We start from the raw sequence: 20,837 nt of genomic DNA on the forward strand, positions 1-20,837 counted from the left end.
CCCTCCTTTAGCGGTAAAAACAGATAGAGGCAAAGGCACAGTACTGGCAGGTATTTGGCCAGGCTGGATGGGGAAGGGGTGGGAAAAACCCTTTTCCGGCTATGTCCTCCCTTATCTCCAGCGCCCTGTTTCTGGCACGCTTTAGCCAATCCTGCCACTCTTCAGCAGGCACTTCCCTGGCATGGCTCCCTTTGCCCAGAAGCTTGACCTTCCAGCCTTCCTTCGGCAGAACAGTCCCGGTTTCCGCCTTTTTCAGGTTTATGTAGCCAGCTCCAGCAACTTCCCCCTTAAGCGCTTCCTGCACTGCCATGACATACAGAGGAAGCTGCAGGGAAGCCAGATTGAGGGCTGCCTGCCTTCCCGGGATGCTGTTTTCCGAATTTTTGTAATCATAAACCGCGTAGACACTTTCGCCCTCTTCTTCCAGCCTGTCTATCCGGTCAACCTTGACGGATATTTTCATGGCCTCTCCGCTTTCCTCCCGCAGCCTGGCCAGAAACTCCCGTTCCATATGTTCCGGCCTGAACTGCCCCCTTTTCATCTCTTCCACAACCAGACGGGCAAGCCGTTCAGAAATCTCTTCCTTTCTGATTTCCCAAACTGATTTATGTACCTTTTCCGGGGGCTTTTTGTCCCGCAGCTCCTCATCAAGCCTCTTTTTCACCTCTTCTTCCCCCAGCAGGGGAAAACCCTCATCCTTCCACCAGGTGAAGAAGGAACACAATATCTCATGCTGCAGGATACCTGAGGCAAGGGGGGAAAGGTCATCCCTCTCCTCTTCCCTGGTCTTAAGATCAAGCTCATAGCCAAAAAAATACTGCAGGGGGCATTTTATATAGCTGTCAAGCTGGCTCACGCTCCATGTCCTGTCCCGGTATCTGGCTGCCAGATACGACAGCGCCTCTCCAGACATGAAACTGTCCTGGGCTCTAAAAGGCTTTCCCTGCCTTACAGAGGCTACAAGGCTTTCAGGCATTCCCCCTTCTTCAAGACAGGAAGCGGCTTCCTCCGGATAACAAGAAGCCAGCAGGGAAAGCTGCTCCTCATAGCTCAGCCACGGTTTGCTTTCGCGGGGCAAAAGCGGTTCTGGCACCGCCTCCACTACCGCATTTATGAAAGAAGACGGCAAAAGCTCCTCCCCTTCTTCATCACAGGAAGGGTACATGAGGTAAACTTTCTCCCGGGCTGCCCCTAAAGCCAGGTAAAACAGGATTTTCTCCCGCCGGTATATATCCCGGGAAGAAGCCAGATAAATCCCGTATTTTCCCTTTAAAAGGCTTCTTTCTTTATCCCTTATAACCCAGCTGTTTTCCGGCTTTATGGGGAAGGTACCCTCATCCAGCCCCAGTATGATAACTACCGGAAAGCTCAGCCCCCTCATGTCCCCGGGGGGCAAAACCTTAAGCCCTCCCGGCTGTCCGGGTGCATAGACATAGGAGGTGTTTTTAAGGTAAAGCTCCAGACGGTAAATAAACTCAGGCAGGCTCACCTTTTTATCCCGCAGGGCATCTGCTTCTGCCATCTGTTCCAGGATTTCGCCCAGCTTTTCCAGAGCCCTGAGGTCCCGGCCAGCCAGGGAAAAGCGTTCCCTTAAGCCAGGCCCTTCCGGCAGGGAAAGGATATTTTCGGTCAAAGAAAGCTCATCAAGCCAGGCTTTAACCGCCTCCCCCATTTCCCGGCAGGTGCCTTCCCGGGGAATGAGGCTCAGCTTTTCCAGAACATCCAGCATATACCGCAGTTCTTCATCACCGTTTTCATTCAGCATGTCTTTTATCTCAGCAAACGGGTACCTTAACTCCATCTGCCCATCCAGCCTGGATGCAAGCGAAGCGGGGAATATAAAAGGCAAATCCAAAAGCTCTGAAAAGGGAAAGCCTTTTTCCATCTGCATGCGCAGCTTTAAAAGGCTTACAAGGTTTTTCATGAGCAAACTGGCAGATAAAGGCCGCTTTACATCCAGAGCCAGAGGAAGGCCAGCCCTATCGCAAACCCGGCTCAGAAAAGGGGCATATTTTTCCGGATAGCGGCAGACTACAGCTATATCTTCAAGCCTTTTCCCCCTGTCCAGGTGTTCTTTTACAATCCTTACCGCTCCCCTTGCCTCCCCTTCCCGTCCGGCTGCTGCCAGTATCTCCAGGTGTGGGTAAACATCTTCCGCTTTGCGGCCGGTAAATATATAGCGGGCAACATGATTCCCTTCAGGCGGCAGCCATCTTTCCTGCTCCCTGAATTTTTTGAGGTCAGCTTCCCCGGCTGGCAGGATATAAACTTCGCTTTCCTTGGCCCTCCTGGCTGTTTCCTTCAATATATCCTCCTGCAGGGGGGTAAGGTCAAAAAACCGGTCGGCATAAAAATAATCGATATTTTTGAGCATCCTTGCCTTGTTCCCGGCTATCAGCTCCCTGGCCCGCACATATTTGTCTTCAGCTTCTTCCCAGCCTGACTCTGCAAGCACTTCCAGATAGGCCCTGTATTTTTCCGCAAGGTCCCTGAGGGAAGAAAACTCTTCTTTTTCCGATATTTCCCGCAAAAATTCCGGAAGGATGCCGGCTTTTTTCAGTTCTGCCGCGGCGGAAAGGAAGTTTTCCACAATGCCGTAGCTGTATCCGGGAGCTGCCCTGCGCATAAGTTCATGACGCCCTATGCTGCTGGCTGTGCGGGGAAAAATATTTTCCCGGTGCAGGATTTCATCCACGAAAGAGTCAAAGGTATAAATGTTGGGATAAAACATCCCTTCAATTTCCTCAGCCAGAAGCTCTTTTATAAAATAGTCCCTCAGCTCAGAAGTGGGAAGAACGACCAGGTAGTCATGCCACCTGCCCTTTTTTATGTACTCCCTTACCTTTTTCACCGCTTCCTGCATAAAATAAAGCTCCCCTTTTGATTTTTTCTTTTATTTTACAGTTTACAAATGACATATATCTGTCAGTTCAAGGACAAAATAAAAAAAATTTTTTTGGGGTTTTTATTATGCTCAGCAAAGATGGTGTTATTGCCCGCTATATATTTTCCTTCTGTTTTTTCTTCACTTCCGGCACCGGCATGGTAACCGGCAGCCTGGCCGCGGTATGCGGGATTATGGGGGTAGTGGAGCTTGCTACCGCCCTTTTAGCCTATTCACCCCTTTATGAAGCCTATGACATATATAAAAGGTGGAAAGCGGAAAAAACAGCCGTCAAAAACCGCTGATTCTCAGGGATTGCAGAGGCTGCAGGGGCTATAGCCGTTTCTCAGCGCTTCTTCCCTGCTCTTAAAGCTTACCTTGTTTTCTTCCTTCATCCTGGCTGCCCCTTCGCAGTCCATCCGGTGAAACTTCTTGCTGTTCTTATTCCCTATGTAGACGGCTTCCTTCACCTCTTCAGCTTCCCTGCCCCACAGCCCTCTTCCCTCTTCCCTGGCTTTTCTTTCCAGGCCAAGAAAATGTTCGGCATATTTTATATTGGGAGGGACTGTAAGCACCCTGGCATAGCCTTCTTTTACCAGCAGTTCATTTACAAAAATGTCGCCTTTGTATACATAGGCCAGAATGCGCCCATATTTGTCCCTTTTTTGCACATCAAAACGAAGGCTCACCTTTTCCCCTTCCAGAAGCTTTCTGGTAAAGGCATAAGCTTCCTTTCCGTAAAATTCCACCCCTTTTTCCGGATGTTTGGTTTCCGGGGTATCAACCCCTATGAAGCGCACCTTTTCTTCCTGTCCCTGGTAGTCAATGACAATAGTATCCCCATCCACTACCCGCAAAACCCGGTAGGTGTTGTCCTCCTTCCCGCATCCGGAAACAAGGAGCAGGAAAAAAACAAACAAAAAAACAAACATCCCCAATCTTTTTTTCCGCATATCAGCCAGCCTCCAGGTAAAAAAGCAGGCAAAACCTGCTTTATTTTTTAATGCTTTTGCCCCCATTCAAGCTGCCTTTTTTAAATCTCCTTTCTGAGCCGCTTTCCTGCCTTTTAAAAAATATAAAAAATCCTCCCCACCAGGCTGCCTGGTGCAGGCATCACTTATTAGCCTGCTAAACAGCGCCTTTAAAGCCTATTTTATACCATCCGGCATCTTTCCCACAATATGGTTGCCATTCTTTACATATGCTGCCATAAAAAAACGGTTCTGGCAGACAGAACCTGCCAAAACCGCCTTTTATCCTTTTCTAGTCCAGCTTATCCAGCATCTCCATTACCATATCAAAAAAGTAGCCGATATCCTCCTTGTCATTTACCCCGGCCCTGAAGCCTATTTCCGGGAAGCGGCCATCGCTGCTTACCTTTACATTTATGGTATAAGCTGTTTTGGGGGCATTTTCCCCGGCCACTTCGTCATCATCATCATCTTCATCCAGGTCGTCATCCCAGTATTCTTCCAGGAAATCTTCGATATCTCCCAGCTGGATATTTTCTGATTCTGCCAGATCATCTATTTCCTGAACATTATCTATTATCTGGTTCACTATCCACATGACATCGCCTGGAGTCATCTCCAGTTCCTTGCTCAGCTGCATGATCTCATTGGCTACCGGTGTAATTTTTAAAAGGTCGGATAAATTAACCGGGTCTCCTTTTCCCCATTTTTTTTTCATAAAATTCACCTCCGCATCTATTAGCTACAGGTTAAGGCTGCATCCGCTGCTGGCACACAAATGGTAAAAAATATATGAAACTGTAGCCATTAGCCCTGTTAAATTGTACTCCCTATACTTTGATTATATGAGAACAAAAGTTAAAATAACAATGAAAATAATGCAAAATAAATTTATCCCATTATGAGTTTATACTATACCACTTTCCGGTTTTTATTGCAACTGGTTTAAAATTCTTTCCCTTTCTTTTTTTACCCGCTCCACATCAGGCTGCACCTGCTGCCTGAGCTCACGGCTGTGCTGGTCCACATAATTCTCAATATCTCTGGTATTAAGTGAGGGGTCATGTCTGCCTACCCGAATGCTCAAGCACTGATATCCCTGCAGGTAGAAGATGAGCTCAGCTCGGTATTCTTTTCCATCACATTCGAAGTAAGCGTCTCCTGCTGCCTTATTCCGGTCAGTAAGCCGGAAATTCTCAATTCTCAAAAGTTTCAACTCCCATCCCCCCAGTCTGTTTGTTATTCATATTAGTATTTACCATATTCAGGATTTCGGCACAAGAAATGAAAATCCTTTTTTTCATATACCATTTTCGCATATTTAGCTAAAAAATAACAATTTACGACTCAATTTTGACTTTCCTGTATTTTACTATTTCTCCCTCTATCTCTTCCACCAGCCCCCTGGCCTGCAGATATTTAAGGTGAGATACCGCTTCACCCAGGGCAAACCACTTCTGGGGAACCGGGAAGTTTTCCCAGGAAAGGGTAATATCCCATTCCATACGGGAAGCCAGCGTAAACGCGTCTACAGGCTCATCTTCCTTCAGCAAGGCTAAAACTTCTTCACACCTTCGCCTATGATGCTCCCGAAGCTCCCTTATCCTCCCCTTAAGGTCAGCAAAAGCGCTGCGGTGAGCCGGCAAAACCAGGTTTACATCAAGCCCTTCCACCTTGCCAAGGCTTTCTATATAATCAGCAAGCGGGTTTTCGGTATTGAACCACCTGGATATATTGGGAGTTATTTTAGGCAAAATATGGTCTCCGGAAATCAGGATTTTATGGTTTTCATCATAAAGGCAGACATGGCCCGGGGTATGTCCCGGGGTTTCAATACAGGTAAAACAGTAATCCCCTATCTCAATCCGGTCCCCTTCCCTGACATATGTGAAATCAACCTGGCCGGAAGTCCGGTACCTTTTGCCCGGCAGATAATCGGTTATATCTTCATCTGTTTTAAACCCGTACCTTATTACCTGGGCCAGCACTCCCTGCCAGTTTTCCCCCCGCCGGGAAGCATTTATTATTTCTCCATCCTTATGGCTGCAGTATATGCGGGAAGAAGGGGTGGCCAGACGGGATATAAGCCCGGAATGGTCAGCATGCATGTGGGTTACAAAAAGATCAGTCCTTTCAAGGTCTATCGAAAGCTCTTCAAGCCCGCCCTGCATGGCAGCAAAACATTCCTCCCGGTTAAAGCCGGTATCTATTATGAGGTTTCGTTCCTTTCCCTTTATTACATACGAATTCAGCGCCTTGAGCGGAGTAGAAGGCAGAGGAATACTTATCCTGTATAAATTATCCCTTATTTTTTCAACCATAAACTATTTGCCCCCATAAATTCTTTTTATTAAAATATATCACAAAAAGGTGAGGTGAAACAGGGTGAAACAGGGGACGGTTCTCTGTTTCACTAAAGTGAAACAGAGAACCGTCCCCTGTTTCAGTTTTCAGGCTAAAATCCTATTATCCCCAGCCCGTTGAGCAAAATTATGGTGATGGCTATGGGTGTTATATAGCGGATAACGAAGTAAAAGGCTTTTACTATTTTATCCTGCCTTAGGCTGCCCCGGTTGGACAGTTCCTCGGCAACACGGCTTTTCCCCATGGCCCAGCCTACATAAACAGCGATTACAAGGCCGCCCAGAGGCATCAAGATATTGGAGCTGGCAAAGTCAAACAGGTCAAAAAAGTTCTTGCCCCATATAAGTATATGGGAAAGCACACTGCCGGACAAAGTGGCCAAACTCCCTATGGAAGCTATGACAGCTGCCGTAACTATTACTGCCGTATTCCTCCTTAAGCCTTTTTCTTCATGCAGGAAAGCAACCGGCACTTCCAGCATGGAAATCATGGCCCCTATAGTCGCAATAAAAGCCAGTATAAAGAAAAGGCTTAAAAATACCTGTCCCAAAGGCATCGAATTAAATACCATAGGTATGGTCAAAAACAGGAGGGGGGGCCCGCTTGCCGGCTCAAACCCGAAAGCAAACACCGCCGGGAAAACAGCCATACCCGCCATGATGGAAACAACCGTATCAGCTATTACCACCCTTCCCCCCGTGGCTATCAGGTTATCATCATCCCGCATGTAGCTTCCGTAGGTAAGCATAGTCCCCATCCCGATAGAAAGCTTAAAAAAGGCAAGCCCCATGGCAATAAGCACTGTCAGGGCCGTAATTTCCGCAAAGTTGGGATTAAAGAGAAAATTAAGGCCTTCTCTGGCTCCCGGCAGAGTCAGTGCCCTTATGTCGCATATCACCAGAAGCACAAAAAGTACTGGCAGAAGGGTTTTGGTAATGCGTTCTATCCCTTTCTGCACCCCCGCCATTATGATAAGGCTTATGACAAGAAAAACTGTCAGCTGCCAGAGAAGGGGATATACCGGATGCCCTACCACCTGGTCAAAAACCTGCTTTGCCCCCGCTGCGTCGATTCCCGATAAACTCCCCCCCACCGCTTTAAAAACATAAGCCAGTACCCAGCCTGCCACTGTAGTATAGAAAGACAAAATAAGGATGCTGGCCAGAACCCCCATCCAGCCCACTACATACCAGGGCTTTTCCCCTTCCAGCTTTTTAAAGGCCCCTATCGCGTTGCTGTGCGTCCTGCGCCCGATGATAAATTCCGCCAGCATTACCGGCAGGCCTATAAAAGCTACACAAAGAAGATAGATAAATAAAAAAGCAGCTCCTCCATTTTCTCCGGTCAGAGCTGGAAATTTCCATATATTCCCCAAACCGATGGCCGAACCCAGGGTTGCCGCAATAGCCCCCAGTCCGGAGGTAAAGGTTTCCCGGGCCCTTACCTGCATATTATTGCCTTTTTCCTCCATTTTTTCCCTCCATCCTGCCAAAATAAAAATCAGAGCATGTCAATAATACAAGAAAATTGTAATTTTTTTCTACCCGTTTGGCAATAGATAGGAGAGAAAAAATTCTGGAAATTTCGTCTGAGGCCAAAAAACCGCCCCCTCTTTAAATCAAGATAACATCCAGCTGTTCCCCCTTGTTTATCTCTCTGATTTCCGGCCTTACTTCTACCAGGCAGTTGTATTCCAGGAGCGATCTTATCATGCCCGGTTTTTGCCCGGGCAAGATTTTTACCTTTGGTCCATCTGCCAGGTAAAAATACCCCCGCAAAAACCTCCAGCTTCCTTTAGCGGAAAGGGAAAAATCACTGTCAGACAAGGCTTTTATCCTTGAAAGCTCCGGGGACCTGCCCTGATAAAGCCGCAAAAAAGGGGCCGCCAGAAGGTGAAAGCCTACCGCGCAGGCAGCCGGGTTGCCGGAAAGGGAAAGAAACAAAAGGCCGTCAAAAAGCACCGCCCCGTTGTGTCCTCCCGGCTGCATCCTTACCCCGCTGAAGAGTATTTTCCCACCCATTTTTTTGATAAAAAGGGCCAAATCCCGGTTTTTTCCCCCAAAGGTGGATCCGGTGGCTATAACTATATCCGCTTCCCTTTTAAGCCTTTCCAGCAGAATCTCCAGTTCCGCCTGGGATTTAGCCCCGGCATGTTCAACAGCCAGGACTTCTCCCCCTTCTCTTTCTACCAGTGCTGCCAGAAGATAGCTGTTGCTGTCGGTTATATTATGAGGGGGAGTGTTGATATGCGGATTAAGGGTCATTAAAGCCACTTTCGCCTTTCTGTAAACATTTACCTCACTATAGCCATAAGCGGCCAGAAGGCTTATGCGCCCGGGACTTAAGATATCCCCTTTGGCAATTAGCCTTTCGCCCTTTTTAAAATCTTCTCCGGGCATTTTTATAAAATTGCCTGTTTTGGCTTCTCTTTTTACCTTTATAAAGCCGGCCTCGATTTGTACATCTTCCCGGGGAATTACGGCTATGCTGTTATCCGGCAGCTTTTGCCCGGTTTCTACCGGCAAAGCTTCATCATTTTCCAGCCAAGCCGGATTATCAGCAGAAGCGATTTTATACCCCTTTCCTTCCCCCCTGATTTCGGCTACCGCAAACCCGTCCTGCGCTGCCTGTTTGGCTGACGGCAGGTCTTTTCCCGCATACACATCCTCAAAAGCTGTGCGCCCAAACGCCCTGTAAAGCGAAACTTTTTCCGGCTCTCTCGGCCTGGCATTTATGCATATCAGCTGCTGCGCTTCTGGCAGGCTTATGTTAAACATAATCTTCGCCTTCCTAAACCGGCTCTACCCGGCAGGGGACATAGCGGTGAAGCGGGGTGCCTGCCCAGGGGTCGCGGTGGGTATTTTTGGTAAGCCGGTTTACGTTAATGCCATATACCTTGCCTTCATATTCCAGCCCAAAGCCGTGGGGGATTATTACCTGCCCTTTTCTTACTTCATCAGTTACTTCCAGCTCAATTACCTCTTCCCCGGCTTCGGTTATCACCTTTACCATCTGCCCATCTTTTAAGCCAAGAGCTTCAGCATCTTCCGGATGCATGGCCAGGGTACAGGCTCTCTTTCCTTTCAGCCACTCCGGATTGCGCATAAGGGTATTGGCATTAACCGAAGTGTGCCTTCCGGCATTCAGAATAAAAGGAAAACGGGGATCCGGCTTTAGAGCCTCTTCTTCCGCTTCGGGAGTGATGCTTTTTACCCACTCTTCCAGTTCCGGTATAAATATATTTATCTTCCTGTCTTCAGTCTTAACCATGGAAAAATTGTCTTCTGGATCCAGCTTGCCTATAAACAGCCCTTCCGGATGGTTCATTATCGCTTCAAATATCTCATCCCCCTGCCAGGGCCCCTCTGCAAACCCTGCCCTGGCTGCTGCTTTCCTGAATTCTTCCCCTGTTCCCTGCAAAATTCCCCAGAGGGCAGCCAGATTGGCTGAACCCCAAACTTCTCCCAGGGTCTTGGCCAGCACAAAAGGCATAAGGGAAGCCGCCTTAGGATTTTCCTTAAGATATTTCATAAGATTCATGGCAAATTCTTTTCTTCCCTTCCTTGCTGCCTCCTTGAGATAATCGGGAATAGGAGGGATAAACCCCATTTCCTCCGCCAGTTTTACAAAAATCTGGCTTATTTCCAGGGGTTCTCCTTCCGGCTCTACTACCGGATGCCGCATGGCAAAGTAAATTTCCGGATAGGTCCAGGGGAAGAAAGTGCTGTCATAAGATTCATACCCCGAACGGGAAGGCAGCACATAATGGGAAAGCCTGGCTGTTTCGGTCAGGTTGATTTCCATGGTAACCAGCAGCTCAAGCTGCTTAAAAGCTTTCTCATAAGCCGTGGTGTCAGCATAAGAGCGCAGGGGGTTGGACTGGGTAACTATAACCCCTCTTATCCTTTCTTCCCTGCCGCTTAATATCTCTTCCGGCAGCACATTGGGAGGGAAGGTTCCCATAATAAGCGGCATATTCGTCTCCACTGTCCGCCAGTACCTGGGATCCCTTTCATCAGTATGGGAACCTAAAGGAACAAGATAGCCTGGTATGACATTGCCTCCCGGGACACAAAGCCTTCCACATATGGCAGGCAGGATTATCTCCAGAAGATAGGAAGTGGCTGTGCTGTGCCGATTCATGAGAACTCCCAGATCCCGGTGAAAACATGACCTGCGGGTAGCAAAAAGGTAGGCAACTTCCCTCACCTGGCTATAGTCAAGTTCGCACACCTTCACCGCTTTTTTCGCATCAAAGTTTTCAAACATGCTTAATATGTTATCAAATCCATGCACATATTTTTCAATATACTCCCTGTTATGCCAGTTTTCGGCCAGTATAATCGCAATCATCGCCTTGATAAGAAGCGCGTCGGTTCCCGGCCTTACCGGCAGGTGTATGTCAGCAATAGCCGCTGTTTCCGACTTTCTGGGGTCAATGACCGCCAGAACCTTATCCGGATTTTTGGCAAACTCTTTCAAAACAATGGGGGCCCGGGGCTTCTGATGGCTTTTCATGCCGTTCCATCCCACAGCCAGAAGCATGTCGGCATTTTCATGGTCAGGCAGGGTAGCCAGGTACTGTTTGCCAAAAGCCCTGCCCTGTACCCAGAAAGAACCGGTAAGCTCCTGTCCCAGCGGGCCGTAAAAATTCTGCGAACCAAGGCTTCTTAAAAACCGGAGGCCAAAAGCAGCCTCAAAATGGCAGGCACTGGAACCCCCACCCACATAGGCAATCGCGCGGGGCCCATATTTCCCTGCAATTTCCCTTATCTTATCCGCAATCTCTTTTATTGCCTGTTCCCAGGAAATCCTTATAAAATCATCCCCTACCCTCTTTAACGGGTACTTGAGCCGCTGGCTGGTATGCTGGTGATAGGCTATATTTAGCCCCTTATTGCATATATACCCCCTGCTGCGGGGATTTTCCCTATCTCCCCTCACCTTTACAATCCGGTTGTTTTCCACCTTTACTTCCAGGCCGCAGTTCTGCGGACAAAGGACACAGGATGTTTTGCGCCAATCTTCCATAATAATTATCCCCCTCCCGGACATAATCAACCTGCCTTAAAATATCGCGCCCGATATTTTTCCGCTCTATTCCAGGGTAAATTATGGTATTATGATAACACATAATATGATAATATTACAATATTGAAATATTATTATAATAATTAAAATCGGTGCCTGAAAGGCAGCCATAACCGAAAAAGGGGTGAAAACATGGATTTCACAAATTTTTTCTGTTTTCGCTTGGGTGCCATTTCCCGTAAAATGACCCGCTATTACAATAAAATCCTGGAAGCTTACGGAATAACCATCAGCCAGGCCTGGGTTCTCTTTTACCTTATAAACCTGGAAAGCAGCAATCTGAAAGATATGGCAGCTGCCCTTCAGCTTGAAAGCCCGGTAGTGACTGGAATTGTTGACCGGCTGGTAAAAGAGGGGCTGGTAACAAGGGAAGAAGACCCCCAGGACAGGAGGAGCCTCAAGATAAGCCTTACTGATAAAGGAAGAGCGGTAGTTAAGGAAGTATCACCAGTAGTAGGCGAATATAACCAGAAAATCAAAAATATAATTGCCAGGGAAACTAATCCGGGGGGATTTGAAAAAGCCCTGGCCGCTTTAGAAAAAGAACTATAGGCATTATAAAGGCTGTCAACAATAAATGTGTTGACAGCCCGCATTCGGTTAACAGACAGCTGGCCTTTTCCTTACTTTAAACATATTTAAAGCAGGAATACATTACAAATATTTGCTACCTGAAATATTCACAGCCCCTCTTTTTCAAATTATCTATCATTTCCTGCAGGCTCTCCTCCGTACATTCCAGGTAATCCGCCAGACAGGCAAGGCAAAAAAACCTGTCTACCCTTTCAGTAAAAAGCTTCTTATGTAAAGCCAGAGTATCCTTATCTACCTGCAGGCCGCAGTTTTGGCAAACTATCTTTTTTCTAGGCAACTTTTCGCCTCCTCACCTTCCTGCTACCTTTATTTCCGGCACCGCATCATGATACTCTTCCGGTTCAAGCAGGTGCAGCTGCTTCTTTATAATCAATCTCATCTGCATGGCAGGCTGCAGGCAGTATTCAGCAAATTCTTCCTTATCAATTTCCTCCACTTTCGTGACATGAGGGAACAAAAGCTTCAAAAAACCGGAACAAATCCGCTTAATAGCGGTAGTATCCCGATGGTCAGCAGAAGGAGGCACTTCCAAAAGCTCGTCAACCAGAGCAGGATAAACCAGTTCATTCCTTAAAGCATGCATAATTTCAGAAAAATACTCAACATTCAATGCCCATCCTTCCGCCTTCATATTTTCCCGCATGCGGGGGATATCCCAGCCTTTTATAAAGCCGTGAAAGCGGTCAAGCAAAGCCCCCTCTTTAAAAACAGACGGCAGTTCAGAAAACATATACTTATTTTCATTCATGAGCTCATCCATGATATTGCCCATAAGCACAAACCCGGCACTCCCTGTTACCCTTTCGCTGCCTACCCGGCATTCCCCAGCTTCCAGGTATCCCTTTAAGGCCCCTGCAATCTCATTTTCATCCGGGAAACTTATGGTCTGCACTTCATCCAGCACTATAAAATCATATCTGCTGACCAGGCCAGGAGATTTGCGGGAAATATCATAAAACAGCTTGGCCCTGGAAATGCTTCCCCCGCTTACCAGCCACCCATACTTGGAAATCTGTGACATAACATAGGATTTTCCTGTCCCTTTGGGAGCAAGCTCAATAAGGTTAACCCTCCTTTCCACAAAAGGCAGGAGCCTGCTCAACATGGTAAGCTTTTGTTTTTTGCTAAGAAAGCCATCAGGGTTAAAATCAATAGCCTGCAGCAGCACATCCAGCCATTCATCAAGTGAAAACTGCTTTCTGGCTTCCCGGTAGTAGTCAAGGTCAACTTTATACGGCCTAAATGGCTTAAAATCCACCAGCACAACTGCCGCTTCTTTTCCCTTTATCGCGTAGCGGTTGTATTCGCACTCGATTACTCCCCAGGTCTCATTTTCCCCCAGCAGTTCCTCATGGTATTTCCGAAGCACATTGCTGTGGATAATAGCTTCATATTTGCGCGCTGGAAAGCCTAAGCCCGGCAGGGAAAATAGCCCTTCTCCCGTTTTAACGTCAATTTCTGCCCTTATCTTGGCCAGAAAACGCACCCTTTCGCTGTTGTTTATCATGTCATTTTTAATTTTTTCCCAATCATTAGGGGAAGGCAGGTTTTTATTTATAAAAGCAGTCACTTGCTCCAAATCTATCTTTCCCTCTTCATCCGCATAGCGCATTATAATCCAGTCGCGCAGGAAAGAGGGGATGCTGCGGGAAGCAAAAAAACTGTTTTGCTGGGGATTTTTATAAATCACCATCTGAGGGAAAAATTCTTTCGTCTTTTCGGAAATCTCCGCCCTGCTCATAAAACACCACCTACAATCCTAAATCATCCTGCTCAATCCCTCTGCGGTGTTTTACCGCAAAGGCAACAGAACCTATCCTGCGGCTGCCTGCCCACAAATCAGCCTCGTAATCCTTTTCTTCCAGGCCTTTTAAAATAAAGGCCCATCTCCTGCCGCCCTGCTGCTGTCCTTCGAAATATCTGCTGCCAATCTTTAATTTAAGGCCAGGCATATCCTTATTTACCTCTATCTCCAGCGTCCCTTCCCGATGCAGGTTGAATTCCACTATCTTGCTGATTAATTTTATGTAAATCTCTTCTTCTCCCCTGCGCTCTACAATGACTAGCGGTACCAGGCACTCTTCAGGGGCAGCCCCGCCGTGAACCTCCCCTCCTGTCATGCCGCTGCCTTTAAAACGGCTATAATCCATAATTATAATTTTATCCTCTTTAACGCAAAAATTAGGGTTCAAGTCTGCTTGCACATACTGCGGCACATCACCTTTTTCCAGCACCGCATATCTACCGCCGCGTTCAACCCTGGCCAATCCTTCGCCTTCTATCTTCTGCCCATTCTTCAGGGCAAACCGGCTGAGGCCGTGGTCAGAGGTAACTATTACCCTTTTATAAACAGCTATATTCTCCCTCACTTTTTCCACCACATATTTTATGAAACTTAAAGCTTTCAAGAAATAAGCAGGATAGCAGTAATTCGGGTCATGGGCTATTCTATCCAGCTCATTGGCCACCATTTCATCATTTTCCCGCCATTCCCGATTATATTCAGTTATGGTAGGCAGTGCTGAACGGCAAACCTTAACATCAACAGCCAGCCCTTCCTCCTGCAGTTCATGCAAAAATAATCCTGCCCATTCCACACCCATAGCGTCAATCCATATTACGCAGCTGGCATCAGTTCTCTCTTTTTCCAGCACATCCCTCCGCACCGGATAAGCCCAAAGCTTTTCCTCATTCCAGGCAGCAAGCAAATTGAGGAGCTCATCATCACATTTGTCTTTTACCCGGCAGCGGTTATACGCCTTAAAATAGGCATCGGCAAAACGGTCTTCCAGCGTCAGGCCATACAAATAATTCCACAAATCAGGATAAATCACCTGCAGATATGCCTGCCAGCTTTCCTCACCCTCTTCTAAAAGCCTGGCTGCGCACCAAACGATATTTTCCCTCTCTCTTTCGGAGATATCCGTGAGCGCACACAGTTTTCCCAAGGGGTCATCCAGGGATTCATATTCCTGCCAGAAATAATCCGGCATGGCCTTTACTCCCAGCCTAACAAGCAGAACCTTGCGCTGGCAGCACAGCTCAGGGGTTACCGCTGGCAGCGAAAAAATCTTCAAAACCGCGTTTTTTTCCAAATCTTCCAGCCTTCCCTGCTCTTTTAAAACTTCATAAAGATAGCTGCCTTCCTTTTCTTCCCGCTGGCACCAGAGCCAGGCCAGCCACTTTTTATGCCTATCATAAGTATGCCAGTTGATAAACAGGATATCACGGTCATAAGAAGCGATATTAAAAACACCTCTAAAAACCTTTTCCAGGTCTCCATTCCGGGCAACCATGCCAGCCAGCCATTTCCAATCTTCCTTGCTTCCCCATTCCCTTTCAAATGCAAAGCTGTTGTCAGTACTTTTAAGCCAATAATAGGCTGACTTATAAACGACAACCTCAAAATGATGGACAGAAAAAACATCGGTCAGGGAAGGAGCCCAGCTGGTAGAAAGGCAGACATAATCCCTAGCCCCATTTTCCCACAGAGATAGATAGTCTTTTATTCCCTCTACCACTTCAGTGCCATCTCTATCCAGCTTGAACGGCAAAATTTCCAGCTGGCATACTGATGCCGCCTTTTTTCCTGCATAATAAAATTCATAATCATCAATAAATTTTATTCTATACCTTACCAAAATTGAAAAAATATTTTCCAGCATCTCCCGCCCTCTAAAAAGCGGGATATAAACCCTTCTGCCCCCACTTGCCGGCAGTTCGGCTATACGAACCAGAAAATCTTTTCCCCTTTCAAAATCCAGTCGCAGCCATTCAGAAACCGGCAGGAGCAAAACTGTCTCCCCACTGCCTGTATTAGAAAGCAAATCATAAACTTCTCCCATTTTAGGGAATATATCCCCGCTGCTGCAGCAGGAAGACAAAGCCACCGTTTTATCTGCTGTAAATTTCAGCCGTTCTATTAAATCCGTCCAAACCTCAATATCCTCAACCAGTATAAAACAAGCCGCATAGCGCCGCTTTTTCCCTTTCTCTTCCTGCAGGTACCCTATCAATTCTTCTATTTTTTCAAATTCAACCATGCCTCTCATAAAACCCATCAACCCTCTCATCGATTAAAAGCCAGCAAAATCCGCATGCCCAGCAGGGAATCTTCTACTGCCTTTTCCTTTATAAACCGCTTCAGCTCTTCCTGGGAAAGCCTGTTGATAACCTCTTCCACCCGGGGCTGGAAAACACGCCGGTAGTTTTCATTTATCCACTCCCTTACCAGCTTGTTAATCTGAGCATGCTGTATAATCCACTGACTTACATTATTCCCCATCCTGGCTGCCAAATATTTATGAAGTTCTTCAATCAGCTCCCGGTTTCCGACCAATAAATCCTTGTATTCTCCCGCCGCCGCTTCGGCAAATCTATCCAGTAGGCTGTCCCTGTCCTGCAAAACCTGCAGGCTTTCTTCCCTGCTTTTAAGGAACCCCACCATGCCCTGCAGTTCTTCCTCGGGCAAGTTCTGCCTTACAGCATACTTATCGTAAAAATCCAAGAAATCACTATCACCCAATACCCAGTGGATAGGGATCTGCCTGTTTCTGCTCCATTCCTCGGGGGACAAAGTGCCAGTCAAGCCTTCCCAGGTTTCCTCCAGGATTTTAACAGCTTTTCTCCGCGATAAACTGTCAAGGGCCTTTTCTAACTCCTGCTTCACCCTTTCTTCTGTCGCTGTGAACAGGTCAGGCAGCAGTCTGTAAATCTCCTTCGCGTCTTCAGGGCTTATCTCCTGGCTTGTGTACTGCTGGGCCAGTTCCAGAACAAGCGCCTCATTGTCCTCAAGCAGCCTTTTAATCTCGTAAGCCTTATTTTTAAACCTTTCCGCATTCGCTTTCCTGGCTGCCTGCTGGCTGTCCTTCAATGCTTCTTCCAGCAGGTCAAGAGCCTCTTTTACAAGTCCATCATTGGTTATCCTCTTATAGCTAAACCAGGGGAGTTTTCTCCTAAACGACTTCTGCAGCGCGTCAGCTACCCCATTTATATCTGTTAACTCCTGCCCGGTAAGCATTTTTGTCAGCTCTATAAGCTTTATTTCACTTACAACTTCCGGCAGTTTGCTTTTTACCCTTTCTTCACGCCACAGATAAACATCTTCTTCCAGCATCTTTTTCAAGCGCTGGTGTACATACCCCATATAGCGGCTCTCCTTATAATCACAAAGCCCGGGCTCGCTCTGCAGATAAAACTCCTCCATACCCTTGCGCATGTGTTCTTCCTGCAGGTAGGAGCTGATTCCTTTCATATAAGGTTCAACCTTTTCTTTAAAATGCCGCATTTCTTCATCTCTTAATTCTTCCTGGTCATAACACAACACCTGGTGCAGGCATGATAAAGCTTCCTTAAAGCCCTCGCTCTGGTGCCCTTTCACTGCATAATAAACGCTCCATACCGGATAGCCCAGCTTTTTAACGATTTCCCGCATATTCTTGCGCGCCACTTCCGGGTATAATGCCTTATAGTCAGGCAGGTTAAACATGATTCTCGCCAGCTGGCAAAAATCTTCCCCTTCTTTAGAAACCCGGCATATAAAATAATTCTCAGCATTCCTGGTCTCTTTAATAATCTCAGGCAAAATCGAAGCCATCTTGTCCGGATTCAAAGGCACCGAATTAGCCCCTTCAAACAGATAAAAGCCTTCAATATATTTGCGCATAAGCCTGGCAAAAATAAGCATGCCCATCTGGGACTCCATCAGACCAAAAGGAGGCTCCTTAAGTCTCTCCCACAGTTCCAGCAGTCTAATCCTCCCGTTATTCTGCACAAAAAACTTATCCAGCTCTTTCTGCATCTCTACCAGCGGATGGTTAATATTAAGGGAGGACAGATTCTTTTCAGACCAGAGGCCTGCTCTCTCCAGCGTGTTTACAACTTCTTTTTCCGGATTTTGCCTGGCCTCCTTTATGCCCAAACCTATTTCCGCAGCTGGCCTGCTCCCGCCCCGGCTGTACATCGTATTGGCAGCAGGTATATTTTCAGGCCCATAGTAAAAAATCTCCGCCTGGATTATGTCCCTGACCTTTTCTATAGCGCTGTTTGCGCCATTGCACGCATATTTTTTGCCGCCATAAAAAACTGCCAGGTGTCCGTTTCTTATTTCTTCCTTCCACCTATCTATAATCTCTTCTATTTTCTTGCTGTGATACTGGGCCTGGGCATTTTCGCCCATCCTTTCATAGGCACGTTTGTATACCATATGTTCCTTTAAATCAACAAAACGCCTTTCCCCCAGGGGATTCTGGCTTACCATTATTATGCTCTGGCTGTGTTCTTTCACCTTATCCGGCAGCTCATCAAGCAGGTACAAATCATCTTCCTTTTTCCCCACTACCAGGTAAACTGCCACTTCATAAGGTTTAGTGCCTATATTCAAAGCCTGAACGCTCTTTTTTCTCAACTCATCGGCTGAAAGCATCCCCAGCCTCAAACGCTTCTGCAGAGCCCCCTCCAGCGGGAATAAGCTTTTGAGCGCCTCTACCGCCAGTCCGTCACCATCCTTCAGCAGCTTTTCAAACTCCACATTCCCATCTACATACTGGCGGCTTTCCTTCAGTATTTCCTCGTCAATGCGGCTTCCCGGCAGGAGGAATTCCTTTTTGCCCTCATAGCTGGAAACTAAGATTATCCTCTCTTTTTCCAGCTTTTCTATTGCCTTCTCTAAATTATGCTCATCCCCCAGCAGCGTACCGGCAAAAGCTATTTTCAAGGTCGAAAATTCCGGCTTCTGCATGCTGTTCGCAGCGGGTCCCTGCTGCCGGCTCAAAGCAATAAGCAGCAGGATAACCTTGAGGACTTTTCTCTCTTCCTCGTTTTTTACCCTTTCCTTTACCCCTTCATAATAAGATACTACATAAGTTAAAGCCTCGCTCATCTCCATATTGTCAAACTGGGCTTCAAAAAAATAATCCCACAGGTAATCAGCAGTAAGCCAGTAAAAGCCTTCTTTGATGTCTTCTTTTATAAACCACTGGAAGCCGCCCTTTTCTTCACTTTTCAAAAAGCTAAACAGGGTCCGCTGGCTGGAATTATACAGCCCGGAAATATGTGACAAAAGGTAAGCGGCATAAGGATGGATGGGAACCAGTTTTTTCAGTTCATTAATATTGACATTGTCTTTGGCTACCAGATTAAGGTGGGCATACAGCCTTTCCACCCTTTTATCCCAGATAGTGCCCAGTTTGGCCTGCCAAACTTTTTCTTTTTCAGGCCTTGCAAAAATAGCGTTTCCCAGCAGGGTATAAGCAGTTACCTCCTTCATTTCCAGCCTCTGGTTGTGGAACCTGTCCTGCAGTTTGCGCAGAGCCCCTTCATCATCCCCGGGTATAAAATGGCTTAAAGCCCGGTGGGTTATAAGGAAAAGGTAAAAAGGCATAGCATAAGTAGCCTGCGCCAGTTCCTGCAGGGTAGTCAAATTCCGGTTGCGGCTGAAAAATTCGCTGAATTCATCCCATATAAAAATTATTCCCGCCAGCTTATTTTTGTCGATAACTTCCTTGAGCCATCTTTTCATCTCCTCCGGGGAATCGAGCAGGGCTATGCCTTCCTCTTCCATAATCCCCGCCACAATCTCACCCGCTTCTATATCCTTTTTCTGCAGGGCCTTCAGCAGCTCTTCAGCACTGGCAAACATCCGGAAGCGGTCCCGGTACTTGTCAAAAATCCCTTCCCAGCTGATAACCGGGTTTTCATAGAGCTTGTCCACTATCTGTTCTATTATGCCGGGCACAAAAGTGTCATACTCCAGCTCCTGCATCCTTTTGATTATAGAGTACTGCATTTCAATGATCAGCCTGCGGTCGCTTCCTATATGCCCGCTTCCTGAACGGTAAACCACCACATAACGCCCTTTTTGCCTGCGCAGGTTGGCAAACCGCGGCCAGAGGTGCTTTATGCTGCTGTACTGGTTGAAATATTCTTCTACTTCCTCTAAATCATCTTCCAGGATATGCTTGACCACAAAAGAGGCAAAAGTTTTCCCCGTTCCATAAGCGCCGTTAAGCCAGAATGACTTTATGTCATCCTTTTTTTCCCGGTCCAGGGCTGAAATCAGTTTTTCCAGAAGTTCCCTCATCTGCTCATGTGGGATAAAAGATTTCCAGCTGCTGCGGTTGCCCCGGTCGACATCCTCAGTGAAAACCGGAATAAAATCTTCTTTTACCATTAAATAGTCAATATACTTAAAGTCCGCCATTTTTCAAGCTCCCCCTCTTTTCCCTGCCATAGTACTGTGTTAGTACTGCTGTCAAAGCCTAAAAGCTCCCAGGAAGAACAAAAAATCTTTGCCAAAGCCGCTTCCCTGTCACAGCCAAAAACTGTCCAGGGCCAGGTCAGGTCTTCCTCTATATTTAAAGAAAGCCTCCGCTCCTCTGCGAAAAGGTGTGCCATAGCAGCAAGCAGGGCCTTCTCATCAGGCACTATCCCTCTGCGTTCGATACAGTACCTGCTGTCTGCACCTTCCTCCCTCTTTATTTCCCCCTGCCCCAAATCCGCTCCTATGGGGGTATGCCTGAATAATCCTGTAAGCTCTACCAGCGCATCATAGACAGTCCGCTCGCGCAAGCGCGGTACTTCTTTTTTCATCTTTTCCTTAAGCGCTGCGTAATCAAACCTTCCCGTGCCCTGGTGCACATACCAGCGGGCAGTAGGGAAGCTGAACACCGTCTTCACCCAGAACAGCTGCCAGAGAAAAAGGTTATGCGCCCCTTCCTTCATAAAAAGCTCTCCCAGCGGGGAAATAACCCCTTTCCTTTCCTCCAGCCCTCCCGTCACTGCCCAAACCTGCAGGGACTCCACCTGCCGGATGCCTAAAGGGACCTTATCCTGCCAGTCCGGGTAATGCCTTAAAAAGCCGGCCACCCACTCCTGCCGCAAACCAAAACCCTGGTGTTTTTTCCATCCTTTAAAATCATCCCATTTCATGCATT

General features: G+C 47.1%; 15 protein-coding genes. 2 read left to right on the top strand and 13 right to left on the bottom strand.

Annotation, left to right across the window (positions count from 1 at the left end; all coding sequences use genetic code 11):
* Nucleotides 1–7 precede the first annotated feature (7 nt).
* Complete coding sequence (locus tag ACZ42E_RS06500; protein ID WP_464891540.1) at nucleotides 8–2,863, bottom strand: PD-(D/E)XK nuclease family protein; 2,856 nt, start codon at nucleotides 2,861–2,863, stop codon at nucleotides 8–10.
* Nucleotides 2,864–2,970: 107 nt separating this feature from the next.
* On the opposite strand from ACZ42E_RS06500, the gene ACZ42E_RS06505 reads away from it, so the two are divergent.
* A complete protein-coding gene (locus tag ACZ42E_RS06505; RefSeq protein ID WP_464891541.1) occupies nucleotides 2,971–3,189 on the top strand; it encodes a hypothetical protein in 219 nt (72 codons plus the stop codon).
* A 3-nt stretch (nucleotides 3,190–3,192) separates the two neighbouring features.
* Here ACZ42E_RS06505 and ACZ42E_RS06510 read toward each other — a convergent pair whose 3' ends face one another.
* The 7 genes from ACZ42E_RS06510 to ACZ42E_RS06540 all read right to left on the bottom strand — a co-directional run bounded on the left by ACZ42E_RS06510 (nucleotide 3,193) and on the right by ACZ42E_RS06540 (nucleotide 11,250).
* Entirely contained in the window at nucleotides 3,193–3,837 is a 645-nt protein-coding gene (locus ACZ42E_RS06510; RefSeq protein ID WP_464891542.1) for a thermonuclease family protein, read from the bottom strand.
* A 310-nt stretch (nucleotides 3,838–4,147) separates the two neighbouring features.
* On the bottom strand, nucleotides 4,148–4,573 hold the full coding sequence (locus ACZ42E_RS06515) for a hypothetical protein (RefSeq protein ID WP_464891543.1): 426 nt from the start codon (nucleotides 4,571–4,573) through the stop codon (nucleotides 4,148–4,150).
* Nucleotides 4,574–4,786: 213 nt separating this feature from the next.
* Nucleotides 4,787–5,071 carry a hypothetical protein gene (locus ACZ42E_RS06520; RefSeq protein ID WP_464891544.1) on the bottom strand — a complete coding sequence of 95 codons (285 nt, stop codon included), beginning with the start codon at nucleotides 5,069–5,071 and terminating at the stop codon, nucleotides 4,787–4,789.
* 124 nt (nucleotides 5,072–5,195) lie between these two features.
* Nucleotides 5,196–6,176 (bottom strand): MBL fold metallo-hydrolase, encoded by a 981-nt coding sequence (locus ACZ42E_RS06525; protein WP_464891545.1) that lies wholly within the window; start codon nucleotides 6,174–6,176, stop codon nucleotides 5,196–5,198.
* A 134-nt stretch (nucleotides 6,177–6,310) separates the two neighbouring features.
* On the bottom strand, nucleotides 6,311–7,690 hold the full coding sequence (locus ACZ42E_RS06530) for a sodium-dependent transporter (protein WP_464891546.1): 1,380 nt from the start codon (nucleotides 7,688–7,690) through the stop codon (nucleotides 6,311–6,313).
* Between the two features lie 142 nt (nucleotides 7,691–7,832).
* Nucleotides 7,833–8,996 (bottom strand): molybdopterin molybdotransferase MoeA, encoded by a 1,164-nt coding sequence (locus ACZ42E_RS06535; protein WP_464891547.1) that lies wholly within the window; start codon nucleotides 8,994–8,996, stop codon nucleotides 7,833–7,835.
* Between the two features lie 13 nt (nucleotides 8,997–9,009).
* Nucleotides 9,010–11,250 carry a molybdopterin-containing oxidoreductase family protein gene (locus ACZ42E_RS06540; RefSeq protein ID WP_464891548.1) on the bottom strand — a complete coding sequence of 747 codons (2,241 nt, stop codon included), beginning with the start codon at nucleotides 11,248–11,250 and terminating at the stop codon, nucleotides 9,010–9,012.
* 192 nt (nucleotides 11,251–11,442) lie between these two features.
* On the opposite strand from ACZ42E_RS06540, the gene ACZ42E_RS06545 reads away from it, so the two are divergent.
* Nucleotides 11,443–11,862: a MarR family winged helix-turn-helix transcriptional regulator gene (locus ACZ42E_RS06545; RefSeq protein ID WP_464891549.1), complete on the top strand. Its 420-nt coding sequence runs from the start codon at nucleotides 11,443–11,445 to the stop codon at nucleotides 11,860–11,862.
* Between the two features lie 115 nt (nucleotides 11,863–11,977).
* Here the strand turns inward: ACZ42E_RS06545 and ACZ42E_RS06550 are convergent, their stop codons facing one another.
* From ACZ42E_RS06550 to ACZ42E_RS06570, 5 genes are read right to left on the bottom strand one after another with little or no spacing between them, the layout of a single operon-like run.
* Nucleotides 11,978–12,181, bottom strand: a complete 204-nt coding sequence (locus ACZ42E_RS06550) for a hypothetical protein (RefSeq protein ID WP_464891550.1) — start codon at nucleotides 12,179–12,181, stop codon at nucleotides 11,978–11,980.
* A 12-nt stretch (nucleotides 12,182–12,193) separates the two neighbouring features.
* A complete protein-coding gene (gene brxL / locus ACZ42E_RS06555; protein WP_464891551.1) occupies nucleotides 12,194–13,645 on the bottom strand; it encodes a BREX system Lon protease-like protein BrxL in 1,452 nt (483 codons plus the stop codon).
* Between the two features lie 10 nt (nucleotides 13,646–13,655).
* Entirely contained in the window at nucleotides 13,656–15,956 is a 2,301-nt protein-coding gene (pglZ, locus tag ACZ42E_RS06560) for a BREX-4 system phosphatase PglZ (RefSeq protein ID WP_464891552.1), read from the bottom strand.
* A gap of 17 nt (nucleotides 15,957–15,973) precedes the next feature.
* Nucleotides 15,974–20,104, bottom strand: coding sequence for a hypothetical protein (locus ACZ42E_RS06565; protein ID WP_464891553.1), 4,131 nt, complete (start codon nucleotides 20,102–20,104; stop codon nucleotides 15,974–15,976).
* Complete coding sequence (locus ACZ42E_RS06570; RefSeq protein ID WP_464891554.1) at nucleotides 20,074–20,832, bottom strand: hypothetical protein; 759 nt, start codon at nucleotides 20,830–20,832, stop codon at nucleotides 20,074–20,076. Before ACZ42E_RS06570 ends, ACZ42E_RS06565 begins: the two co-directional genes overlap by 31 nt.
* Between the last annotated feature and the right edge of the window lie 5 nt (nucleotides 20,833–20,837).

Source organism: Thermosyntropha tengcongensis (assembly GCF_055381335.1).

Coding starts and splice junctions, on each gene's coding strand:
- ACZ42E_RS06500 (WP_464891540.1), bottom strand. CDS start 2,863: ATGCAGGAAGCGGTGAAAAAGGTAAGGGAGTACATAAAAAAGGGCAGG.
- ACZ42E_RS06505 (WP_464891541.1), top strand. CDS start 2,971: ATGCTCAGCAAAGATGGTGTTATTGCCCGCTATATATTTTCCTTCTGT.
- ACZ42E_RS06510 (WP_464891542.1), bottom strand. CDS start 3,837: ATGCGGAAAAAAAGATTGGGGATGTTTGTTTTTTTGTTTGTTTTTTTC.
- ACZ42E_RS06515 (WP_464891543.1), bottom strand. CDS start 4,573: ATGAAAAAAAAATGGGGAAAAGGAGACCCGGTTAATTTATCCGACCTT.
- ACZ42E_RS06525 (WP_464891545.1), bottom strand. CDS start 6,176: ATGGTTGAAAAAATAAGGGATAATTTATACAGGATAAGTATTCCTCTG.
- ACZ42E_RS06530 (WP_464891546.1), bottom strand. CDS start 7,690: ATGGAGGAAAAAGGCAATAATATGCAGGTAAGGGCCCGGGAAACCTTT.
- ACZ42E_RS06535 (WP_464891547.1), bottom strand. CDS start 8,996: ATGTTTAACATAAGCCTGCCAGAAGCGCAGCAGCTGATATGCATAAAT.
- ACZ42E_RS06540 (WP_464891548.1), bottom strand. CDS start 11,250: ATGGAAGATTGGCGCAAAACATCCTGTGTCCTTTGTCCGCAGAACTGC.
- ACZ42E_RS06545 (WP_464891549.1), top strand. CDS start 11,443: ATGGATTTCACAAATTTTTTCTGTTTTCGCTTGGGTGCCATTTCCCGT.
- brxL (WP_464891551.1), bottom strand. CDS start 13,645: ATGAGCAGGGCGGAGATTTCCGAAAAGACGAAAGAATTTTTCCCTCAG.
- pglZ (WP_464891552.1), bottom strand. CDS start 15,956: ATGAGAGGCATGGTTGAATTTGAAAAAATAGAAGAATTGATAGGGTAC.
- ACZ42E_RS06565 (WP_464891553.1), bottom strand. CDS start 20,104: ATGGCGGACTTTAAGTATATTGACTATTTAATGGTAAAAGAAGATTTT.
- ACZ42E_RS06570 (WP_464891554.1), bottom strand. CDS start 20,832: ATGAAATGGGATGATTTTAAAGGATGGAAAAAACACCAGGGTTTTGGT.